The 19,542-nt window shown below is 60.2% G+C and carries 14 protein-coding genes and 1 pseudogene; 4 read left to right on the top strand and 11 right to left on the bottom strand.

The annotated features are described in order from the left end of the window. Window positions 1-99 precede the first annotated feature (99 nt). Together MMG91_RS29085 and MMG91_RS27270 are read right to left on the bottom strand one after the other, a co-directional pair. Window positions 100-207: pseudogene (locus tag MMG91_RS29085) on the bottom strand (DUF6124 family protein); the annotation flags it as partial. 533 nt (window positions 208-740) lie between these two features. Beyond that, window positions 741-1,406, bottom strand: a complete 666-nt coding sequence (locus MMG91_RS27270; RefSeq protein ID WP_310661283.1) for a polysaccharide lyase family 7 protein — start codon at window positions 1,404-1,406, stop codon at window positions 741-743. Between the two features lie 316 nt (window positions 1,407-1,722). Between MMG91_RS27270 and MMG91_RS27265 the strand changes: the two genes are divergently transcribed. Genes MMG91_RS27265 through MMG91_RS27255 form a run of 3 tightly spaced genes read left to right on the top strand, consistent with a single transcriptional unit; the run spans window position 1,723 to window position 4,695 of the window. Continuing rightward, window positions 1,723-3,846: an EAL domain-containing protein gene (locus MMG91_RS27265; RefSeq protein WP_310661282.1), complete on the top strand. Its 2,124-nt coding sequence runs from the start codon at window positions 1,723-1,725 to the stop codon at window positions 3,844-3,846. 45 nt (window positions 3,847-3,891) lie between these two features. Further along, entirely contained in the window at window positions 3,892-4,383 is a 492-nt protein-coding gene (locus tag MMG91_RS27260; protein ID WP_305449871.1) for a M48 family metallopeptidase, read from the top strand. A 15-nt stretch (window positions 4,384-4,398) separates the two neighbouring features. After that, the gene (locus tag MMG91_RS27255) at window positions 4,399-4,695 is read left to right on the top strand and encodes a helix-turn-helix domain-containing protein (RefSeq protein WP_007894945.1); all 297 of its coding nucleotides are present in this window, start codon (window positions 4,399-4,401) and stop codon (window positions 4,693-4,695) included. Between the two features lie 232 nt (window positions 4,696-4,927). Here MMG91_RS27255 and MMG91_RS27245 read toward each other — a convergent pair whose 3' ends face one another. Continuing rightward, the gene (locus MMG91_RS27245) at window positions 4,928-5,383 is read right to left on the bottom strand and encodes a GNAT family N-acetyltransferase (RefSeq protein WP_310661281.1); all 456 of its coding nucleotides are present in this window, start codon (window positions 5,381-5,383) and stop codon (window positions 4,928-4,930) included. 260 nt (window positions 5,384-5,643) lie between these two features. Between MMG91_RS27245 and MMG91_RS27240 the strand changes: the two genes are divergently transcribed. Continuing rightward, complete coding sequence (locus MMG91_RS27240) at window positions 5,644-6,381, top strand: transporter substrate-binding domain-containing protein (RefSeq protein ID WP_310661280.1); 738 nt, start codon at window positions 5,644-5,646, stop codon at window positions 6,379-6,381. Window positions 6,382-6,449: 68 nt separating this feature from the next. Here the strand turns inward: MMG91_RS27240 and yccS are convergent, their stop codons facing one another. The 8 genes from yccS to betB all read right to left on the bottom strand — a co-directional run bounded on the left by yccS (window position 6,450) and on the right by betB (window position 19,495). Beyond that, a complete protein-coding gene (yccS, locus tag MMG91_RS27235) occupies window positions 6,450-8,633 on the bottom strand; it encodes a YccS family putative transporter (protein ID WP_310661279.1) in 2,184 nt (727 codons plus the stop codon). A gap of 138 nt (window positions 8,634-8,771) precedes the next feature. Then, window positions 8,772-9,950, bottom strand: a complete 1,179-nt coding sequence (locus MMG91_RS27230; RefSeq protein WP_310661278.1) for an NAD(P)/FAD-dependent oxidoreductase — start codon at window positions 9,948-9,950, stop codon at window positions 8,772-8,774. A 132-nt stretch (window positions 9,951-10,082) separates the two neighbouring features. Further along, window positions 10,083-11,420, bottom strand: coding sequence for an ATP-dependent RNA helicase DbpA (dbpA, locus tag MMG91_RS27225; protein ID WP_305449870.1), 1,338 nt, complete (start codon window positions 11,418-11,420; stop codon window positions 10,083-10,085). A 105-nt stretch (window positions 11,421-11,525) separates the two neighbouring features. Continuing rightward, window positions 11,526-13,016: a multidrug transporter subunit MdtD gene (gene mdtD / locus MMG91_RS27220; protein ID WP_405046565.1), complete on the bottom strand. Its 1,491-nt coding sequence runs from the start codon at window positions 13,014-13,016 to the stop codon at window positions 11,526-11,528. An 84-nt stretch (window positions 13,017-13,100) separates the two neighbouring features. After that, a complete protein-coding gene (locus MMG91_RS27215; protein WP_310661276.1) occupies window positions 13,101-14,450 on the bottom strand; it encodes a TldD/PmbA family protein in 1,350 nt (449 codons plus the stop codon). Continuing rightward, window positions 14,450-15,892 carry a TldD/PmbA family protein gene (locus MMG91_RS27210; protein WP_310661275.1) on the bottom strand — a complete coding sequence of 481 codons (1,443 nt, stop codon included), beginning with the start codon at window positions 15,890-15,892 and terminating at the stop codon, window positions 14,450-14,452. The genes MMG91_RS27215 and MMG91_RS27210 overlap by 1 nt, the downstream gene beginning before the upstream one ends. A gap of 256 nt (window positions 15,893-16,148) precedes the next feature. Next, complete coding sequence (gene betA, locus MMG91_RS27205; RefSeq protein ID WP_310661274.1) at window positions 16,149-17,852, bottom strand: choline dehydrogenase; 1,704 nt, start codon at window positions 17,850-17,852, stop codon at window positions 16,149-16,151. A 170-nt stretch (window positions 17,853-18,022) separates the two neighbouring features. Next, window positions 18,023-19,495, bottom strand: a complete 1,473-nt coding sequence (betB, locus tag MMG91_RS27200) for a betaine-aldehyde dehydrogenase (protein ID WP_217857415.1) — start codon at window positions 19,493-19,495, stop codon at window positions 18,023-18,025. Window positions 19,496-19,542: the final 47 nt, after the last annotated feature.

Genomic DNA, 19,542 nt, shown 5'->3' with positions numbered 1-19,542 from the left:
CTTGAATCGCCGCGCAGATTGCTAGGTTTTCACACAGTCTGGAGAGGCGGGTTTTTTATTGGGCGCAAGTTTGCTCGCCTTGCTCCAACCGGGCCGCGATTATTCCTTCAATTCGACGTGATCCAGCGCTTGGTTCACCGCCAGTTCACCGAGCATGACCACCTGAGCGATGCCCAGCAGGGTCTTGCGATGTGAGGTCTCCGCAAGTAAGTGAGAACCCCGGTAAGTTTAGATTTACCGGAGTTCCCGTACCGGGCTGACCATCTCATTAGGGTGGCAGCTGTGCGCAGGTTAGTAGACCGGGGAGTTATCAGCATTAACCGGCGCGCCGAAGCGCCCTGAACACAGCCACCATCACGTTCAGACAAGAACATCTGACGGACAGAGCTTTGCACTTAACTGAAAAAACACCACGGGCTACTAAACCCGATCACTGCGAATCAGTGATGCGAATCAAGTTACCGATGGGCTTCAAAGCGCACAAGCCGGCGGATTCTGGCGTACCTGTAGGCGGTGACGCAAGCCGTTGTAGGCCTTGTGAAGTAACGCCGAGTGTCTTTAAACGTGGGCGTTTAAGTGGCCTGATGCCGGTCAATGAAGAGATGGAGTTGGACATAAAGAACTTGTGGCGAGGGAGCTTGCTCCCGCTGGGGCGCGAGGCGGGCCCCCAAAAAAGAGGGACTGCTTCGCAGCCCAACGGGGGCAAGCCCCCTCGCCACAAAGCCGCGATCTTTTAGGGATCAGGTATCGTGATCGATATCCAGATGGCTGAACGTCACTTCCCCGCCTTCAGTGGTATACCCGGTGTTGTCCTGTACATAGACACCGGCCTTGAAGTACAGCGGTTTATCACGCCACATCGCGCTGATGTCGGTGTCCCACTGGTAGCCCGCCGCACTGATGCCCAATGCACCGCCGGGGCTGAGGTGGATGAGGTAGGAAAATTCCCGATCGAGTTTTATGCCAGTGGCGATGGTGATGACCCGGGCGGTGTCGTCAGGGTGCATGCGGACTTTGGCGACGATGTTTCCGGTTTCGCTGTAGTCTTTATATTGATACTCGAGTTTCACCATTGGCTTCTGGCTTTGGAAGGCGTGGATCTGGCCAATGACGATCTTGCCCGTGCTGGGTACCTTGCTGACCGTAAGGGTCGCACGCAGGGAGTTGTCCGCGTCGGGGTAGTACCAGTTTTTCAGCGTGCCGTTGCTGTAGGTTTCGCGGAGTTCGGTGCGAGGGTAGATTGCGTTTTCAGTGCGGGTGCCGGTTACCGGGGACCAGAAAAACAAGGTGCCGGTGTCGGAGTGGAAGTATTGATCCTTGAAGCCGTCCACCAGTCTGGTTGTTTCAACGGTGTACGGCGGACTGCCGACAGGAACGCTGAGGTTCCAGGTTGCGAGATCGATCATAATTCAAGCTTCCACTTTTTCTGTACGCACGTGCCAGAAGCTCTAACACGCGCCTTCGGGCCGTCTTTATAAGCGTAGAACGGTTGTTTGTTAATGCCCGTTTGGCAGATGGTTGACGTCAACATCCTGTCGAAATGCCACCTTTCCCGGTTTACGGGGGCTGTAGGACTGACCGTTAGTCGGCTACGTGAAACTTTACTGAAGTGACGGCACTCCGGCAGCTTCTGCTTTCGCGGATCCGGGTCTAGAGTGAAGTCGCACTATGTGTCCGGTTTTCACAAGAGGCCGGCCTGAGGTCCCGAACAAGAGATGCAGCATGGAATGCGCACAACCTACGCCAGCTGAAGGCAACTCAATCCTTTTAATTGTTGATGATTACCCCGAAAACCTGATCAGCATGCGCGCGTTGTTGCAGCGCCAGGACTGGCAGGTCATCACCGCGGCTTCCGGCTTTGAAGCGCTCAACCTGTTGCTCGAACACGACGTCGACCTGGTGCTGCTGGATGTGCAGATGCCGGGTATGGACGGTTTCGAAGTGGCGCGCTTGATGCGTGGCAGCCAGCGAACCCGCCTCACGCCGATCATTTTCCTTACCGCCAACGAACAATCCCAGGACGCCGTAATCAAGGGCTACGCCAGTGGCGCGGTGGATTACCTGTTCAAACCGTTCGACCCGCAAATTCTCAAACCCAAAGTCCAGGCCCTGCTCGAGCATCAGCGTAATCGCCGTGACTTGCAGCGGTTGAGCCATGACCTGGAAGTCGCCCGGGCCTTCAATGCCTCGGTGCTGGATAACGCCGCCGAAGGCATTCTGGTGGTGGGCGAGGACGGACTGATTCGCTTTGCCAACCCGGCGATGTCCCGCCTGCTCAATGCCCCGGTGCATGAGCTGCAAGGCAAAGAGTTTCTGGATTTTCTGCAAAAACCGCACATCCCGATCTGGGCCGACTCCGAATTGCTTACCGGCTACAAACGCGGAGAAACCCTGCGCCTGCACGATGCATTGCTGCGTACCGCGCCTGGTCAGCAAGTGCCAGTGGCGTTGTCCTGCGCGCCTTTGCCCGCCGAGCAACAGGCCATGGTGGTGACAGTGCTGGACATGTCGGTGGTGCGCCATCTGCATCAGCAGCTGGAATTCCAGGCGGTGACCGATCCGCTGACCGGGCTGCTCAATCGCCGGGGTTTCTACCAGACCGTTGAAAACCTGCTGTTGCGCGGCGAACGCTCCGACAGCACCTGGGTGCTGTTGTACCTGGACCTCGACGGCTTCAAGCGGGTCAATGATTCCCTCGGCCACGATGCCGGCGACCGGGTGCTGCGTTGGGTGTCCGAGCAGTTGAAGGCGTGTCTGCGGCCCTTCGATATTCTGGCGCGGATGGGTGGCGATGAGTTCACCGCGCTGCTGGATCTTGAGCTCCCCGAGCAAGCGGCAAAGATTGCCGAGAAGCTCATCGAGCGGGTGTCGATCTGTCAGCAAATCGAAGGCATGGACATCGCCTTGGGCGCCAGCATTGGCATTGCCACTTACCCCGACTGCGGGGCTAATCTCGACGGGTTAATGCGCGCGTCCGACATCGCCATGTACGAAGCCAAGCGTGCCGGGCGTCAGCAATATCGCTTCTACGATCACGAAATGAATGGTCGGGCGCGCTCGCGGCTGATGCTCGAAGAGAGCGTGCGCACGGCCATCGAGAACCGCGATTTCAACCTGGTGTATCAACCTCAGGTGGCCATTGCCGACGGGCAGATTCGCGGGTTCGAGGCGTTGCTGCGCTGGCAGCATCCGAGTGTCGGCGATGTACCACCGGGGCTGTTTTTACCATTGCTGGAAGAGGCGCGGTTGATCAGTCGCCTTGGTAGCTGGATTTACCATCGTGGGGCCAAGCAGCGAAAAGCCTGGGAAACCTTGTTTGCCGAAGACCTGGTGCTGGGCGTCAGTTTGAGCAGCACGCAGTTCGGTTTGCCCAACCTGGTCACCGAGCTGCGCCAGGTGCTGGAGCGCCATGGTTTGAAGCCGCGGCAGCTGGAGGTCGAGGTCACGGAAGAGGCCTTGATGCTTAACCCCGACGAAACCCGCAAGCAACTGCGTTTGCTGCGCAATCTGGGGGTGCGGGTGGCGCTGGACGATTTTGGCTCCGGGGCTTGTTCGCTGGCGCACTTGCGAGACCTGGAGCTGGACACGCTCAAACTCGACCGGCATTTGATCGCCCGGTTGCCGGGATCCGAACGGGATGCGGCGCTGGCTCGCAGCGTCATCGATTTGTGCAAACAGTTTGGTCTGTTAGTCATCGCTGAAGGGGTGGAGACGGTGGCGCAATATGAATGGCTGCAAGCCAACGGTTGCCAGTATGTGCAGGGGTTTCTGGTGGCGCGGCCATTGATGGCCGAGGACACCCCTCACTTTGTTGAACCGTTCGACTGGAGCGCGCTGACGAGTTGAATTCGTTACACTGGTGACCTTTTCGTGACTCGTGTTGCCGCCCCAATGACCGCGTTGAAATACCTCCAGGCCTATCCCGCTACGTTGCAGGACCAGGTGCGCCAGTTGATCGCCGAAGGTCGGCTGGGCGACTACCTGAGCCAGCGATATCCGGAAAAGCACGGGGTGCAGAGCGACAAGGCGCTATACACCTATGCCTTGGACCTCAAGCAGGAATACCTGCGTAACGCCCCGGCGATCGACAAGGTGTTATTCGACAACCGTCTGGACCTGACCCACCGCGCGCTTGGCTTGCACACTGCGATTTCCCGGGTGCAGGGCGGCAAGCTCAAGGCCAAGAAAGAAATTCGTGTGGCCTCGTTGTTCAAGGAAGCGCCCTCCGAGTTTCTGAAAATGATCGTGGTGCATGAGCTGGCGCACTTCAAGGAGTCGGATCACAACAAGGCGTTCTACAAACTGTGCGAACACATGTTGCCGGGGTATCACCAGGTGGAGTTCGATTTACGGGTGTACCTGACGTGGCGGGATATGCAATAGAAGAAGGAAGCATGGATGGACGTGAGCAAGACCAAAAGCAGCTTCTACCGCCGGTTATACGTGGCGTACCTGATCGATAGCGGGCTGGCCAGCAGCGTCCCGGCGTTGACCGAAGTCACCGGCATGCCCCGGCGCACGGCGCAGGACACCATCGCGGCATTGGCAGATCTGGATATCGTTTGTGAATTCGAGCAGGAAGAGGGCGCGCGCAACCATGCGGGGCGCTATCGGATTCGCGAGTGGGGGGCGATTGATCGGGGGTGGATCGAGCGTAATCTGCGGCAGATTAAAGCGGTGTTGGAATATCCCTGAATTCCCGACTCCGATCGTTCCCACGTNCTATCGGATTCGCGAGTGGGGGGCGATTGATCGGGGGTGGATCGAGCGTAATCTGCGGCAGATTAAAGCGGTGTTGGAATATCCCTGAATTCCCGACTCCGATCGTTCCCACGTTCTGCGTGGGAATGCAGCCCGGGACGCTCCGCGTCCCAAGAGCGGACGCAGAGTGTCCATTGAGGCATTCCCACGCAGAGCGTGGGAACGATCATTGCGGACGACGCATCCCGATATGCGGAATGTCATCCTCCAGATATTCCTCACCCACCACCACAAACCCGTACCGCCCGTAGTACCCCTGCAAATGCGCCTGAGCCGAGAGGTAGATCGGTACATCAGGCCAGCGTTTGGCGGCCTGTTTCAACGCCTGGCTCATCATTTCATGCCCAAGCCCGGTGCCGCGTGCAGCGGGAGCAATGACCACCCGGCCAATCACCACGTCACCGCCCTGTAGCTCCGGATCGAGCAAGCGCAGATAGGCCACCAGACGGTCTCCGTCCCAGCCCATCAAATGACAGGTGTCACCTTCCAGGTCCTGGCCATCGATGTCCTGATAAGCGCATTTCTGCTCGACAACGAACACCTCGGCGCGCAGCTGCAGAATGGCATACAGCTGCTCTTTACCCAGATCGCTGTGGTGTTTGCAGACCCAATCAATTGTCATCTTTCAGATTCCTTGAACAACGTTGCTCCGATACTAGGCGTCCTGACGCGGGATGTCTTTATGGCAGGTAAATCTGTGACAAAGTCCAAAATGCCATCATTCATTTCTCGCGAGATTGTCTTCTTTGTGTAATCTGCGATGAAGCGCTGTGCAATGTCGTCGATAAGCTAATGTTAGGACCTGGGTTTCGCCGGTAAAGGGGCCTTGGAGTTTTGGCTGAAAAACACGTCGGGCAGCCCGCCCGCTAAGGATTTTCTGGCATGCCGCGATTGTATCGAGCGTTTGCTTTGATTGTATTGCTGTTGCTGACACAGAGTGCGGCAGCGCAAAAGCTGCGCCTGGTAGCCGATGCATGGCCACCCTTTACCGACGCCACGCTGGTCAATGGTGGATTGGCCACGGACATCGTCAGCACTGCGCTGGCCCGGGCTGGTTATGCCAGTGATTTCGAACAGGTGCCGTGGGCGCGAGCCTTGTTTGGGGTAGGCGAGGGGCGTTACGACGTGCTGGTCAACGCCTGGTACACCGACGAGCGCATGAAACTGGGGCAGTTTTCCGGCGAGTACCTGCTCAACCGCGTGCGTTTTCTCAAGCGCAAAGACACGCCGATCGAATTCAAAAACCTGCAACAACTGCACACTTACCCGATAGCGGTGGTACGCGGTTACGCCTATTCGCAAGCATTCGACGACGATGTGTCGCTACAGAAGGTCCCCGTGCATAGTTTTGCCATGGCGGTGCGCATGGTCGCGGCCGATCGGGTCAAGCTGACCCTGGAAGACGAGTTCGTCGCCCGGTATTACCTCGCTCGGGAATCATCCAAGGTACGCAATGCCGTGGAGTTTTTGCCCAAGCCGTTGAGCGAGAACAGTCTGCATATTCTGGTGAGCCTGAAGAACCCGCAGCATGAACAGATCGTTGCCGGTTTCGACCGTGAGATTGCGGCGATGAAGGCTGATGGGAGTTATGAGAAGTTGCTCAAGCAGCATGGGATGTAATGGGATTGATCCGGGTTTTGTGGTGAAGCGGATGGCCTCTTCGCGAGCAAGCCCACTCCCACAAAACCTCAAGCCTCGCTCGTACCCTTGATCAAATGCGCCGCCAACGTCCGCAACGGCCCCAGCTGCCGGCAGATCAACGCCAGTTGCGTCTGCACCAACCGCTGCCCTTCATCGATTTCATCCGGCATCTGCTCAAGCCCATTGGCCAGCGCTTCTTCCTCATCACTCTGAATCGCAATCGGCTGTTTGCTCGCCAGGCCTTGGGCGATTTCGTCGAGGCTGGTGGCCAGGCTCTCGCCGGCTCCATCGATCAAATGCTCGCGTACGTCCGACGGTAGTTGGGTTTCGCGGTGTGCCCCCAGCCCCGACAAATAGCTGAGCAAGGTGTGCGACAGCACCAGGAAGCGGAACCCGACATCCGCTTCCTTACGGAAGTGCCCCGGCTCCATCAGCATGTTGGCCAGCGTGGTCGACAGCGCGGCATCGGCGTTGTGCGCATTGCGTCGGGCCAGGCGATAAGCCAGGTCGTCGCTTTTGCCGGCGGCGTATTGCTGCATGATCTGGCGCAGGTAAATGCTGTTGCAGGTGAGGGTGTTGGCCAGCACTTTGTTCAGGCGTCGACCCTGCCAGTCCGGCAGGAACAGGAATACCGCCAGCCCGGCGATCAGACTGCCGAGCAACGTATCGAACAGTCGCGGCAGAAGCAGCCCATAACCATCACCCACCTGGTTGAAGCAGAACAGCACCAGAAGCGTGATCGCGGCAGTCGCCAGTGTGTAGCGAGTGGTGCGGTTGGTAAAGAACACCACCCCGGCAAGGATGGCGAAGCTCGACTGGATCAACGGGTTCGGGAACAGATCGAACAACGCCCAGGCCACAGTCAGGCCGATGGCGGTGCCGATGATCCGTTGCCCGAGTTTGCGGCGAGTGGCGCCGTAGTTAGGCTGACAGACAAACAGCGTGGTGAGGATGATCCAGTAACCTTGCGACGGGTGGATCAAATGCACCATGCCGTAGCCGATGCTCAATGCCAAGGGCAGGCGCAGGGCGTGGCGGAACAGCAATGAGGTCGGCGTCAGCTGCGTGCGCAAGCGTATCCAGACATCCTTGAGGCTGCGTGGCGAACGGTCGAGCAGGCTGCTGTCGGTGGCGTCTGCCAGCGCATCGGGGTTGCTGGCGTCGCTGAGCAAACGGTCGAGGGTGCCGAGGTTGGCGGCCAGCGCGCGCAACGAACGCAGCAGCCCACGCCAGGCCGGGTTGCTTTGGATACGCAAGTGTTCGAGGGAGGCGTGCAGGTCGTTCAGGGCTTCGGCGAAGCTTGCGTCATAGGTGAACGGCTGGCGCATCTGGATCGACTCGGCCAGCGCGCGGCAAGCCTTGCCTTGCTGGCGCAGCAGGCGCTGACAGCGGAACAGCACGTCGCTGTGGAAGAACGCTTCGGCCAGTGCGTTGTAGGGGTAGTGTGAGGAACTGGCGCGCTCGTGGATGTCCTGGGCGAGGAAGTACAGCTTCAGATAACGGCTGACTTTCACGCCCGGCCGACCGTCGCCGACCCGATGCAGAATGATTTCCTTGGCAGCGTTCAGGGCCGCCACCACCCGACCGTTCTGTTGCGCCAGTTCCAGCCGCTGCGCTTCCACGTCCAGCTGCCGGATTGGTTCGAACAGCGACGATTTCAGCTTCAGGTAATAACCCAGTTCACGGAAGAGCCGCGCCAGGCTTTGCTGCACCGGCTGGTTGGAAAACAGCGCCTGCCACAGCACCGAGAGCAAGCCATACCAGGCCGCACCGGCCACCAGCAGCACCGGTTCATGCCAGAAATCAGTAACCGCGCCACCGCGCTGGTCTACGCCGATCATGGTGTAGACCGACAGAATCAGTGTTGCTGAAGCAATCGCGCCATACCGTTCGCCCAGCGCGCCGAGCATGGTCAGGCAAAAGCTGGCCAGTGCAAAGGCGATAATGAAGAGGATGGGGTAGGGGAAGAGGAGTTCGACGGAGAGGGCGGCGACCATAAAACACACTAGCGTCACCGCGAGCGCGTTGAGGCGACCCTGCCAACTGTCGTCGGTTTCGGCCAGGGCGCTGGCGATGATCCCCAGGAACAACGGGATCAGCAGCCCCATCTCATCCAGGTACCAACACAGCGCCATGCTGCCGGTCAGGGCGATGAATACCCGCACGCTATAACTGAATTTATCCAGCGCCCAGAGGCGACGCAGAGACTGCCGAAATGTGGTCGATGACATGAAGTGCGAAGGCCTTCCGAGGCAATGACGCTAAATTGAGCCACTAATGACGTCGACGCAATGGCGCCGATCACATCTGACAGCAAAATCTGTTCCTGCTGCGTTTTGTGTTGCCTGTCGGGACGCCTTCGCGGTTGATCAGACGAATTGCGCGGCGGCGTAACCTGAGGCCCAGGCCCACTGGAAATTGAAGCCGCCCAGATGCCCGGTGACATCGAGCACTTCGCCGATGAAATACAGGCCGGGGCTTTTCAGCGATTCCATGGTCTTGGACGACACTTCGCGCGTGTCGACGCCGCCGAGGGTCACTTCGGCAGTGCGGTAGCCTTCAGTGCCGGCCGGCACGACTTTCCAGCTCGCCAGTTTTTCGGCGATGTCCGCCAGTTCGGCGTGGGTGTACTGCTTCATCGGTTTGGAGACGAACCAGTTGTCCGCCAGCAGATTGGCCATCTTCTTGGTGAAGATTTCACCGAGCAGAGTTTTCAACTCGCTATTCGGGCGTTCGGCCTGCTGCTGTTGCAGCCAGCTAGGCACGTCGTGATCTGGCATCAGGTTGATTTCCACCGTGTCGCCGGATTCCCAGAACGACGAAATCTGCAAGATTGCCGGCCCGCTGAGGCCGCGGTGGGTGAACAGGATGTTCTCGCGGAAACTCTGATCGTTGCAGCTCACCAGGCAATCCACCGACGTGCCCGACAGTTCGGTGCAAAGCTCCTTGAGCTGATCGGTGATGGTGAACGGCACGAGACCGGCGCGGGTTGGCAGCAGGTCGTGACCGAACTGCCTGGCCACTTGATAACCGAAACCGGTGGCGCCGAGGGTCGGAATCGACAGGCCGCCGGTGGCGATCACCAGGGATTCACATGTGATCTGGTCGAGGGTGGTTTGCAGCAGATAGCCGCTTTCCATTTTTTCGATGTGCTGGATCGAGGTGTCCAGGTGCAGGCTGACGCCGACCTGATCGCACTCGTCGAGCAGCATTTGGAGGATGTCGCTGGATTTGTTATCGCAGAACAGCTGACCGAGTTTCTTCTCGTGGTACGGCACGCCATGTTTGGCGACCATGCCGATGAAGTCCCACTGGGTGTAACGCGCCAGTGCGGATTTGCAGAAGTGTTCGTTCTGCGAGAGGAAATTGCCCGGTTCGGTGTACATGTTGGTGAAGTTGCAGCGGCCACCGCCCGACATCAGGATTTTCTTGCCGGCCTTGTTCGCATGGTCGAGCAACATCACTTTGCGCCCGCGCCCGGCGGCGGTCAGCGCACACATCAACCCTGCGGCGCCAGCGCCAATGATCACGACTTCGGTAGAGCGCAAAACGGTGTCCTCACACAATGATCGTTCCCACGCTCTGCGTGGGAATGCCGCCATGGACGCTCTGCGTCCGCCGTTATGTGACGCAGAGCGTCACGGGATGCATTCCCACGCAGAGCGTGGGAACGATCAGGTTCAGAGGATGCGCACGCGCAACGAACGGCCTTTGATTTTACCGTCGTTCAGGCGCTGCAAGGCTTGCTTGGCGATCCCGCGTTCCACGGCCACATAGGCCTGGAAGTCGAAAATCGCAATCTTGCCGACCTGGGCGCCCGGGATGCCGGCATCGCCAGTCAGTGCACCGAGAATGTCACCCGGACGTACTTTGTCTTTACGGCCCGCACCAATGCACAACGTGCTCATCACCGGCAGCAGCGGTGCACCACCCTGGGATTTGAGGTTGTCCAGCTGATCCCAGCTCAACGGCGACTTCTGCAGTTGCTCGATGGCCTGGGCGCGGTGGGCTTCGGACGGGGCGACCAGGCTGATCGCAATGCCTTTCTCGCCCGCACGGCCGGTACGCCCGACACGGTGAATGTGGATTTCCGAGTCACGGGCCAGTTCGACGTTGATCACCATGTCCAGCGCATCGATGTCCAGACCGCGCGCGGCGACGTCGGTGGCAACCAGCACCGAAGTGCTGCGGTTGGCGAACATGGCCAATACCTGATCTCGGTCACGCTGTTCCAGATCACCCTGCAGACCGACGGCGGAGATGCCTTTGGAGGTCAGGTGATCAACGGTTTCCTGAACCTGCTGCTTGGTGAAGCAGAAGGCCACGCAGGATGCCGGACGGAAATGCGCGAGGACTTTGACCACCGCGTCCATACGCTCTTCCGGAGAGATTTCGTAGAAGCGCTGCTCGATCTGCGTATCGTCGTGGAACGCCTCGGCCTTCACGATCTGAGGGGTGCGCATGAATTTCGACGCCAGTTGCTTGATGCCCACCGGGTACGTGGCGGAGAACAGCAGGGTCTGGCGGCGCTCCGGGGTCTGGGCGATGATTTCTTCGATGGAATCGTAGAAACCCATGTCGAGCATGCGGTCGGCTTCGTCGAGGATCAGCGTGTTCAGGCCATGAAGCACCAGCGAACCCTTGCGCAGGTGCTGCTGGATACGCCCCGGGGTACCGACGATGATGTGCGCGCCGTGCTCCAGAGAGCCGATCTGCGGGCCGAAGGACACGCCGCCACACAGGGTCAACACTTTGATGTTGTCTTCGGCACGGGCCAGACGACGGATTTCCTTGGCAACCTGGTCAGCCAGCTCGCGAGTCGGGCAAATGACCAGCGCTTGGCAACCGAAGAAGCGCGGATTGATCGGGTTCAGCAGGCCGATACCGAAGGCGGCGGTTTTGCCGCTGCCGGTCTTGGCCTGGGCGATCAGGTCCATCCCCTTGAGGATCACCGGCAAGCTTTGCGCCTGGATCGGCGTCATCTGGGCATAACCGAGGGAGTCGAGGTTAGCCAGCATGGCGGCGGACAGCGGCAAAGTATTAAAAGCGGTGGCGATGGTGGTCACGGGACTGGCCTGCAAAACAAAATGTCGCGCAGTGTATCAGTCCCATGGCCATTCGCCCTAAGGCTCTATGTGCTCTTCCGGATGCCTGACGCGCCGTCCGTCAGTTCTGGACAGCTGCGAGAAGATCGTTGCCGCCAGCATCGCCATGATTCCCACCGTCACAAACGTCAGCTGGAACGCGCCCAGAACCGTGCTCACGCCGTCATTGCCGATCTCTGCCGTGAAGCCGCCGAGCAGGGCGCCGGCGCAGGCTACACCGAGGCTCAGGGACAATTGCGCGACCACCGACAGCAAACTGTTGCCGCTGCTGGCGCTGGCGTCGTCGAGGTCGATCAGCGTGACGGTGTTCATCGCGGTGAACTGCAAGGAGTTGATCGCCCCCAGAACCGCCAACTGAGCCAGCAGCAGCCAATACGGCGTCTGCTCGCTGACCAGGCCCATGCTTGCCAGCATGATCCCCAGCGCCAGTGTGTTGCCGGTCAGCACGGTGCGGTAGCCGAACCGTTCGATCAACGGTCGCGCCACCGACTTGGCAACCATCGCGGCCGCGGCCAGGGGCAGCATGCTCATCCCGGCCTGTGATGGCGAATAACCCAGTGCCACTTGCAGCAGCAACGGCACCAGGAACGGTAACGCGCCGCTGCCGAGGCGAGCGAACAGGTTGCCGAGGATGCCCACGGCAAACGTTCGGGTTTTGAACAACGACGGTGCAAACAGCGGATTGTCGATGTGCCCGGCCCGCAGCCAATACGCCGCCAGACAGGCCATGCCGCCAAACAGCAGCAACATCACCCGCAAGTGCGGCAGATGCAGTTCGCCGAGGCCTTCCATGGCGATGGTGATCAGCACCATCGCCGCACCGAACAGCAAGAAGCCCAGGCTATCGAAGCGGGTGCGCTCGCTGCCGCGCAGGTCGGGAATGAATTTCCATACCGCGTAGCAACCGAGGACACCCACCGGCAGGTTGATCAGGAAGATCCAGTGCCAAGTCAGGTATTGCACCATCCAGCCGCCCATGGTCGGGCCGATCAGCGGGCCGAGCAGGCCGGGAATGGTAATGAACCCCATGATCCGCACCAGCTCCGAGCGCGGATACGCGCGCAGCACCACCAATCGACCGACCGGCAACATCAGCGCGCCACCGAGGCCCTGAATCACCCGGGCGCCGATGAGCATGCTCAGGGTGTTGGACAAGGCGCAGAGCAATGAGCCGAAGCTGAACAGGAGGATCGCGCCAAAGAAGATTTTCCGGGTGCCGAAACGGTCGGCGATCCAGCCGGAGGCGGGGATCAGTAAGGCGACGGTGAGCATGTAGGCAATGATTACGCCTTGCATGCGCAACGGGTCTTCGGCCAGGTCTCGGGCCATGGCGGGGAGGGCGGTGTTGAGGATCGTCCCGTCGAGGGACTGCATGAAGAAGGCAATGGCCACAACCCACGGTACCCAGCGGGCGGTGACAGCGTCGAGAGGTGGGCGGTTGGGCATGGGACCTCTTGTGGGTTGGTCAGGTAACCGTTGATCGTTCCCACGCTCCGCGTGGGAATGCATCCTGTGACGCTCTGCGTCACGCCTGCAATGGGGCGCGGAGCGTCCCGGGCGGCGTTCCCACGCAGAGCGTGGGAACGATCTGTGTCAGAGCGTCAACGTAAGTCGGCTGACGAGCGCACCCGGCAATAACGCCGAAGCAGTTGCCCGCTGACTGTAGGTACTGGCTGACAACAACAGTTCGCGTTCCTCGGTCAACGCTTCGAGCTGCGAACCCAGCAGGCTGTAGACGCTGTCATCGAAACGCATGGTGCTGACCGGCGCTTGAATCTCGCCGTTCTCGACCCAAAAGGTCGCAAACCGCGTCATGCCGGTCAGGCGCGCCGCCGGTTGGTCCGAGTAGTTCAGGTACCACAGGTTGCTGATGTAGAGCCCGGTGCCGAGGCGCTTGAGGATGTCCGCCTGTTCCAGATTGCCGCCTTGCATGACCAGCGCCGTCGGGTATTCATGGCTGCTGGCGCCGTTGGCAGTGAGGTCGTATTCAGCGGCGCTGCGGGAATTGATCAGTCGGGCATTGGCCATGCCTTTGGCGATCAACCCCAGATCATCGCGAGGATAACCTTCGTCGGAAAACGCCGGGCTCAACGAGCCGCTGACCTGCTCACTCAACCATACGTCGGGGCTGAAGCAGGTTTCGCTGGCGTAGAACTTCTGCAACGGGCTCTGTTTGCTGGCAATCGCCTGGGCCGAAAACCCGCCCCAGCTCAACATGCCCATGATTTCTTCCAGCGCTGCCGGCGCCAGATAGGCGCGGTATTCGCCGGGCGGCAACGTGCGCAATGGCCGACCCAGAAATGCCAACTGCTCGCGGGCTTGCGCAAAGCGCCTGGCAAACCCTTCGCTGTTCCAGTCGTGCCCGGCATAGCTGGCTTTCACCGCCTGACCGTTTTCATGGAACAGGCTGAAATCGAAGTTGAAGCTGTTGGCCTGATGCCAGCCGAACGCGCCCGAAGAGCTGGCGAAACCGCGACTGATCGGCCCGGCGGCATAGAAACCGACCAGGTCCAGACCCTCGGCAGCTTGAGTGATTTCAGCGACCACTTGTTCGGTGTCTGGTAACGGATGCTCCTGCACGTTGTTGCTCTGCCAGTCGTTCTGGTTAAGCAGCAGGTACGGGTCCTGCGGCAGCAGCGGCAGGGTTTCGCGCAACTGTTGCAGGCCTTCGGCCAGACGCTGAAGATCGCCTTCGGGGTCGCCCGACAGCGTGATATTCAGATCGGCATGACGGCCATCGTTAATCAGTTTGAAGCCGACACTCGCTTGCTGCACCTGCCCGGCCTGACGGACTTTGGCATGGTTGAAGCGCACGAAAGCCGACGACTCGGCGGCGTAGCTGAGGGTGAATTGCTCCGGCCCACCAATTGCGTCGCGCAGCCAATTGACCAGCTCCTTGAATGACTCGGCCTGGCTATTTGAAGTGCTCGTGGCAGTACTCATCAGGCATCTCCCCCAAACACATCAACGTTGCTGAACACACAGGCCGGCGACGCATGGCCGACGCGGATCACCTGGTTCGGTTCGCCCTTGCCGCAGTTCGGCGTGCCTAGCACTTTGACGGTGTTGGCATCGCCGACAGCGCTGAGGCTTTTCCAGAATTGTGCGGAAATCGCCCGGTAGTTCGGGTTCTTCACCACACCCTTGAGCTCGCCGTTTTCGATCAACTGGCCCCATTCGCAGCCGAACTGGAACTTGTTGCGCGCATCGTCGATGGACCACGAACGGTTGGTGCTCATCAAAATGCCGTGCTCGATGTTGCCGATCAGTTGCTCCAGCGGCTGATCGCCGGGCTCGATGTTGAGGTTGGCCATGCGGTCGATCGGCGGACGGTTCCAGCCGCAGGCGCGGCTGTTGGCGACGCCGTCGAGTCCGGCGCGAAATTGCGACAGCGCACCACCGAGCGGGCGCAGCAGCAAACCTTCTTTAATCAGAAACTGTTTGCTGGCAGCGCTGCCGTCGTCGTCATGCCCGTAGCTGGCGAGCTGTTCGGGAATGTCCGGGTCGAACGTTACGTTGAGCAGTTCGGAACCGTATTGCAGGCTGCCGAAATCTTCTGCCTTGACGAAACTGGTGCCGGCGTAATTGCGCTCATCGCCGAGGATGCGGTCCAACTCCAGCGGGTGACCGATGGACTCGTGGATTTGCAGCATCATCTGATCAGGCATCAGCAACAAATCGCGCGGGCCTTGCGGAGTGTTCGGCGCCAGCAGCAATTGCAGCGCCTGGTCGGCGACTTTCGGGCCGGCACCGATCAGGCCGCAACGGCTGATCACATCAAAGCCGCCCTGCTGGCCGAAGTTCTCGCGGCCAAGACTGCGAGTCTGGCTGTCGCTGCCGTCGTAGGCGGTGACGTCCACGCTCGGGTAGACGAAGCGCTGGGCCTGACGCAGTTCGGCGCCGGCGCTGTTGAGGTAGATTTGCTCGACGTTGGTGATGCCGATGCTCGCCTGCCAGTTCACCAGTCGCTCGTCCTTGGGCACGGCGGCGGATTCGGCGCCGAGCAGTTGGTAGCAATCGCTCAGGGACGGGAAGGGCTGGTCGAAGTTGGGCGAGAAATAGTCGGCGCGATCGCTGGAGACGGCTTGCTCACGCAGGTCGAGCAGGGCGTGAGGCTTGAGTCTACGGGCGTGTTGCTCGGCTTTCTCCAGCGCGGCTTGCAGGCCGGATTGGGACAGGTCGTTGGTGGCGGCATAGGCTTCAACGCCGTTGACCCGAACGGTCAGCATCGCGCCTTCGTCGCGGCTCAGGCTCGGCGGTTCGGCGACGTTCTTGCGCACCGACAGGTACTGGCCGGACTCGCGCACATAACGCAGCGAAAAGAATTCAGCGCCCGTGCGCAAGGCAGCGAAGCGCTGCTTGAGCTGGGGGTGGAAATCGAACATTCGGGAACCTCCTTGGTATGGAGTTGCGATGTGTCGGTATTGCGAGGGGGTGAAGCGTTTGCGTGGCGCTAGATTAGGCCTGGGCGGGGGGTAGATCAAGGGCGGAGCGGTGTAGGAAGGGATTGCCAGGATGTGTCAGATCGAGATGTGTCGGTTGGTCGGGCCCCTTCGCGGGCAAGCCTCGCTCCTACAGGGGGAATGCGGTTCCCTGTAGGAGCGAGGCTTGCCCGCGAAGGTCGCGCCTCGGTATTACGACTTACTGAGCAGTCAGGCTCACATCCCGCAACGGCTTGCCACGCACCGGTGCATCACCGGCCACATAGTATTTGGCCGTGCTACGCGGCAATGGCTTGCGACCGCGGATCTTGTCGGCGATTTTCTCGGCCATCATGATCGTCGGTGCGTTCAGGTTGCCGGTGGTGATGATCGGCATGATCGAGGCATCGACCACGCGCAGGGCTTGCATGCCGTGCACACGACCTTCGCCATCGACCACGGCCATCTCGTCGGTGCCCATCTTGCACGAGCAGGATGGGTGGAACGCGGTTTCGGCGTGCTCGCGGATGAACTTATCGAGCTGCTCATCGGTTTGCACGTCGATGCCCGGGCTGATTTCGCGGCCACGGAAGGCGTCCAGCGCAGGCTGTTGCATGATTTCACGGGTCAGGCGGATGCCGTCGCGGAATTCCTGCCAGTCCTGCTCGGTGGCCATGTAGTTGAACAGGATGCTCGGGTACTCGCGCGGATCCTTCGACTTGGCCTGGATGCGACCACGGCTTGGCGAACGCATGGAGCCCATGTGCGCCTGGAAACCGTGCTCTTTCACACCGTTGCTGCCGTTGTAGTTAATCGCCACCGGCAGGAAGTGGTACTGAATGTTCGGCCAATCGAATTCCGGACGGGTGCGGATGAAACCACCTGCCTCGAACTGGTTGCTGGCGCCGATGCCGGTGCCGTTGAACAGCCACTCGGCACCAATGGCCGGCTGGTTGTGCAGCAGCAGCGAGGGGTACAGCGAGACCGGTTGGGTGCAGGCGTATTGCAGGTACAGCTCAAGGTGATCCTGCAGGTTTTCACCCACGCCCGGCAGGTCGTGGACCACCGGGATGTCGAGCTTCTTCAGCAGTTCGGCCGGGCCGACACCGGAGCGTTGCAGAATCTGTGGCGAAGCGATGGCGCCGGAGCACAGCAGCACTTCCTTGCGGGCGCGGGCTTCAACGCGCTCTTCAGCGGCGCCGATCAGATAACGCACGCCGACCGCACGCTTGCCTTCGAACAGAATCTTGTCGGTCAGGGCGTGGGTGACGATGGTCAGGGTCGAGCGCTTCTTGGCGATATCCAGGTAACCGCGAGCGGTGCTGGCGCGACGGCCGTTCGGCGTCACCGTGCGGTCCATCGGGCCGAAACCTTCCTGCTGATAACCATTCAGGTCTTCGGTCCGTGGGTAACCGGCCTGCACTCCTGCTTCAACCATCGCGTGGAACAGCGGGTTGTTGCCGGCTTTCGGCGTGGTCACGCTGACCGGGCCGTCGCCACCGTGGTAGTCGTTCGGGCCGATGTCGCGGGTTTCCGCCTTGCGGAAGTACGGCAGGCAGTCGAGGTAGGTCCAGTCTTCCAGACCTGGCAGCTTCGACCAGTTGTCGTAATCCATCGCGTTGCCGCGGATGTAGCACATGCCGTTGATCAGCGAAGAACCACCCAGGCCCTTGCCGCGACCGCATTCCATCCGGCGACCGTCCATGTGTGGCTCTGGATCGGTTTCGTACGCCCAGTTATAGCGACGGCCTTGCAGCGGGAACGCCAAAGCGGCCGGCATTTGCGTGCGGAAGTCGAGACGGTAATCCGGGCCGCCCGCTTCGAGCAGCAGGACGGTGACGCCTTCGTCTTCAGTCAGACGGGTCGCCAGGGTGTTACCGGCCGAGCCGGCACCGATGATGATGTAATCGAATTCTTGGGACATTGAATGCACCCTCTTTGAAGTTGGTCAGGTCGGCGAGTGCTTCGCACTCGATCGCGGGCAAGCCACGCTCCCACAGGGATCGGGGTTACCGCAGATTTGGCGAGCGACGCCAAACCTGTGGGAGCGGGCTTGCCTGCGATAGCGATCTCGCAGGCGAAGCAAATACCGCCTTAGAAAACCGAGGCGTAATCGCCCAGTTCGACCTGTACCGATTTGATGCGTGTGAAGTTGTTCAGCGAGCTGATGCCGTTCTCACGACCCACGCCCGACTGCTTGTAGCCGCCGACCGGCATCTTGGCGTCGGACTCGCCCCAGGCGTTGATCCAGCAGATACCGGCTTCCAGTTGATGGATCACACGGTGAGCGCGGTTCAGGTCTTTGGTGACAACGCCAGCCGCCAAACCGAACTCGGTGTCGTTGGCACGACGGATCACTTCTTCTTCGGTTTCGTAGGTCAGGATGCTCATCACCGGGCCGAAGATTTCTTCGCGAACGATGGTCATCTCGTCGGTGCAATCGGTGAACACGGTCGGTGCCACGAATGCGCCTTTGGCGAATTCGCCGTCGGTCAGACGATCGCCGCCGCACAGGACGCGAGCGCCTTCTTCCTTACCTTTGGCGATGTAACCCAGCACGCTTTCCATGTGGGCGAAGCTGACCAGCGGGCCGAAGTTGGTGTTTTCGTCTTCCGGGTTGCCGACGCGAATGCGCGCAACGCGCTCAACGATCTTGGCTTCGAACGCGGCTTTCAGGTGGCTCGGTACGAACACGCGAGTGCCGTTGGTGCAGACCTGACCGGAGCTGTAGAAGTTGGCCATCATCGCGGTGTCGGCGGCGCGATCCAGGTCGGCGTCGTCGAAAATGATCAGCGGGGATTTGCCGCCCAGTTCCATGGTCACGTCTTTCAGCGACGAGGCGGAAGCGCTGGCCATGACCTTCTTGCCGGTGTCGGTGCCGCCGGTGAAGGAGATTTTTTCGATGCGTGGGTGTTCGGTCAGCCAGGTGCCGACTTCACGGCCACTGCCGGTCAGAACGTTGAACACGCCAGCCGGAACGCCAGCTTCGGTGTAGATCTCGGCCAGTTTCAGGGTGGTCAGGGAGGTGACTTCGCTTGGCTTGAAGATCATCGCGTTACCGGCCGCCAGGGCCGGTGCGGACTTCCACAAAGCGATCTGGATCGGGTAGTTCCACGCGCCGATACCAGCCACGACGCCCAATGGCTCGCGACGGGTGTAAACGAAAGACGTGGTGCGCAGCGGGATCTGCTCGCCTTCGATGGCCGGCACCAGGCCTGCGTAGTATTCCAGCACGTCAGCACCGGTGACGATGTCGACGTAACGGGTTTCGGAGTACGCCTTGCCGGTGTCCAGGGTTTCCAGGGCGGCCAGTTCATCGTTGCGCTCGCGCAGGATGTCGACGGCACGACGCAGGATGCGCGAACGCTCCATGGCCGTCATCGCAGCCCAGATTTTCTGGCCCTTTTCGGCGCTGACTACCGCGCGCTCAACGTCTTCCTTGGTCGCACGCTGTACGGTTGCGAGGACTTCACCGTTAGCCGGGTTGATGGCTTCGAAAGTGGCGTCGCTGCTGGCGTCACTGTAGCCGCCATCGATGTAGAGTTTTTGCAGTTCGAAACGGGCCATAAAGTCCTCGCAAGAGCATTAAGTTGGTTGGCGTTAACCACTGGAGC

The organism is Pseudomonas sp. JL3 (assembly GCF_031570575.1).
GTDB lineage: Bacteria > Pseudomonadota > Gammaproteobacteria > Pseudomonadales > Pseudomonadaceae > Aquipseudomonas > Aquipseudomonas cucumis.
This window is presented reverse-complemented; position numbering and strand designations above follow the sequence as displayed.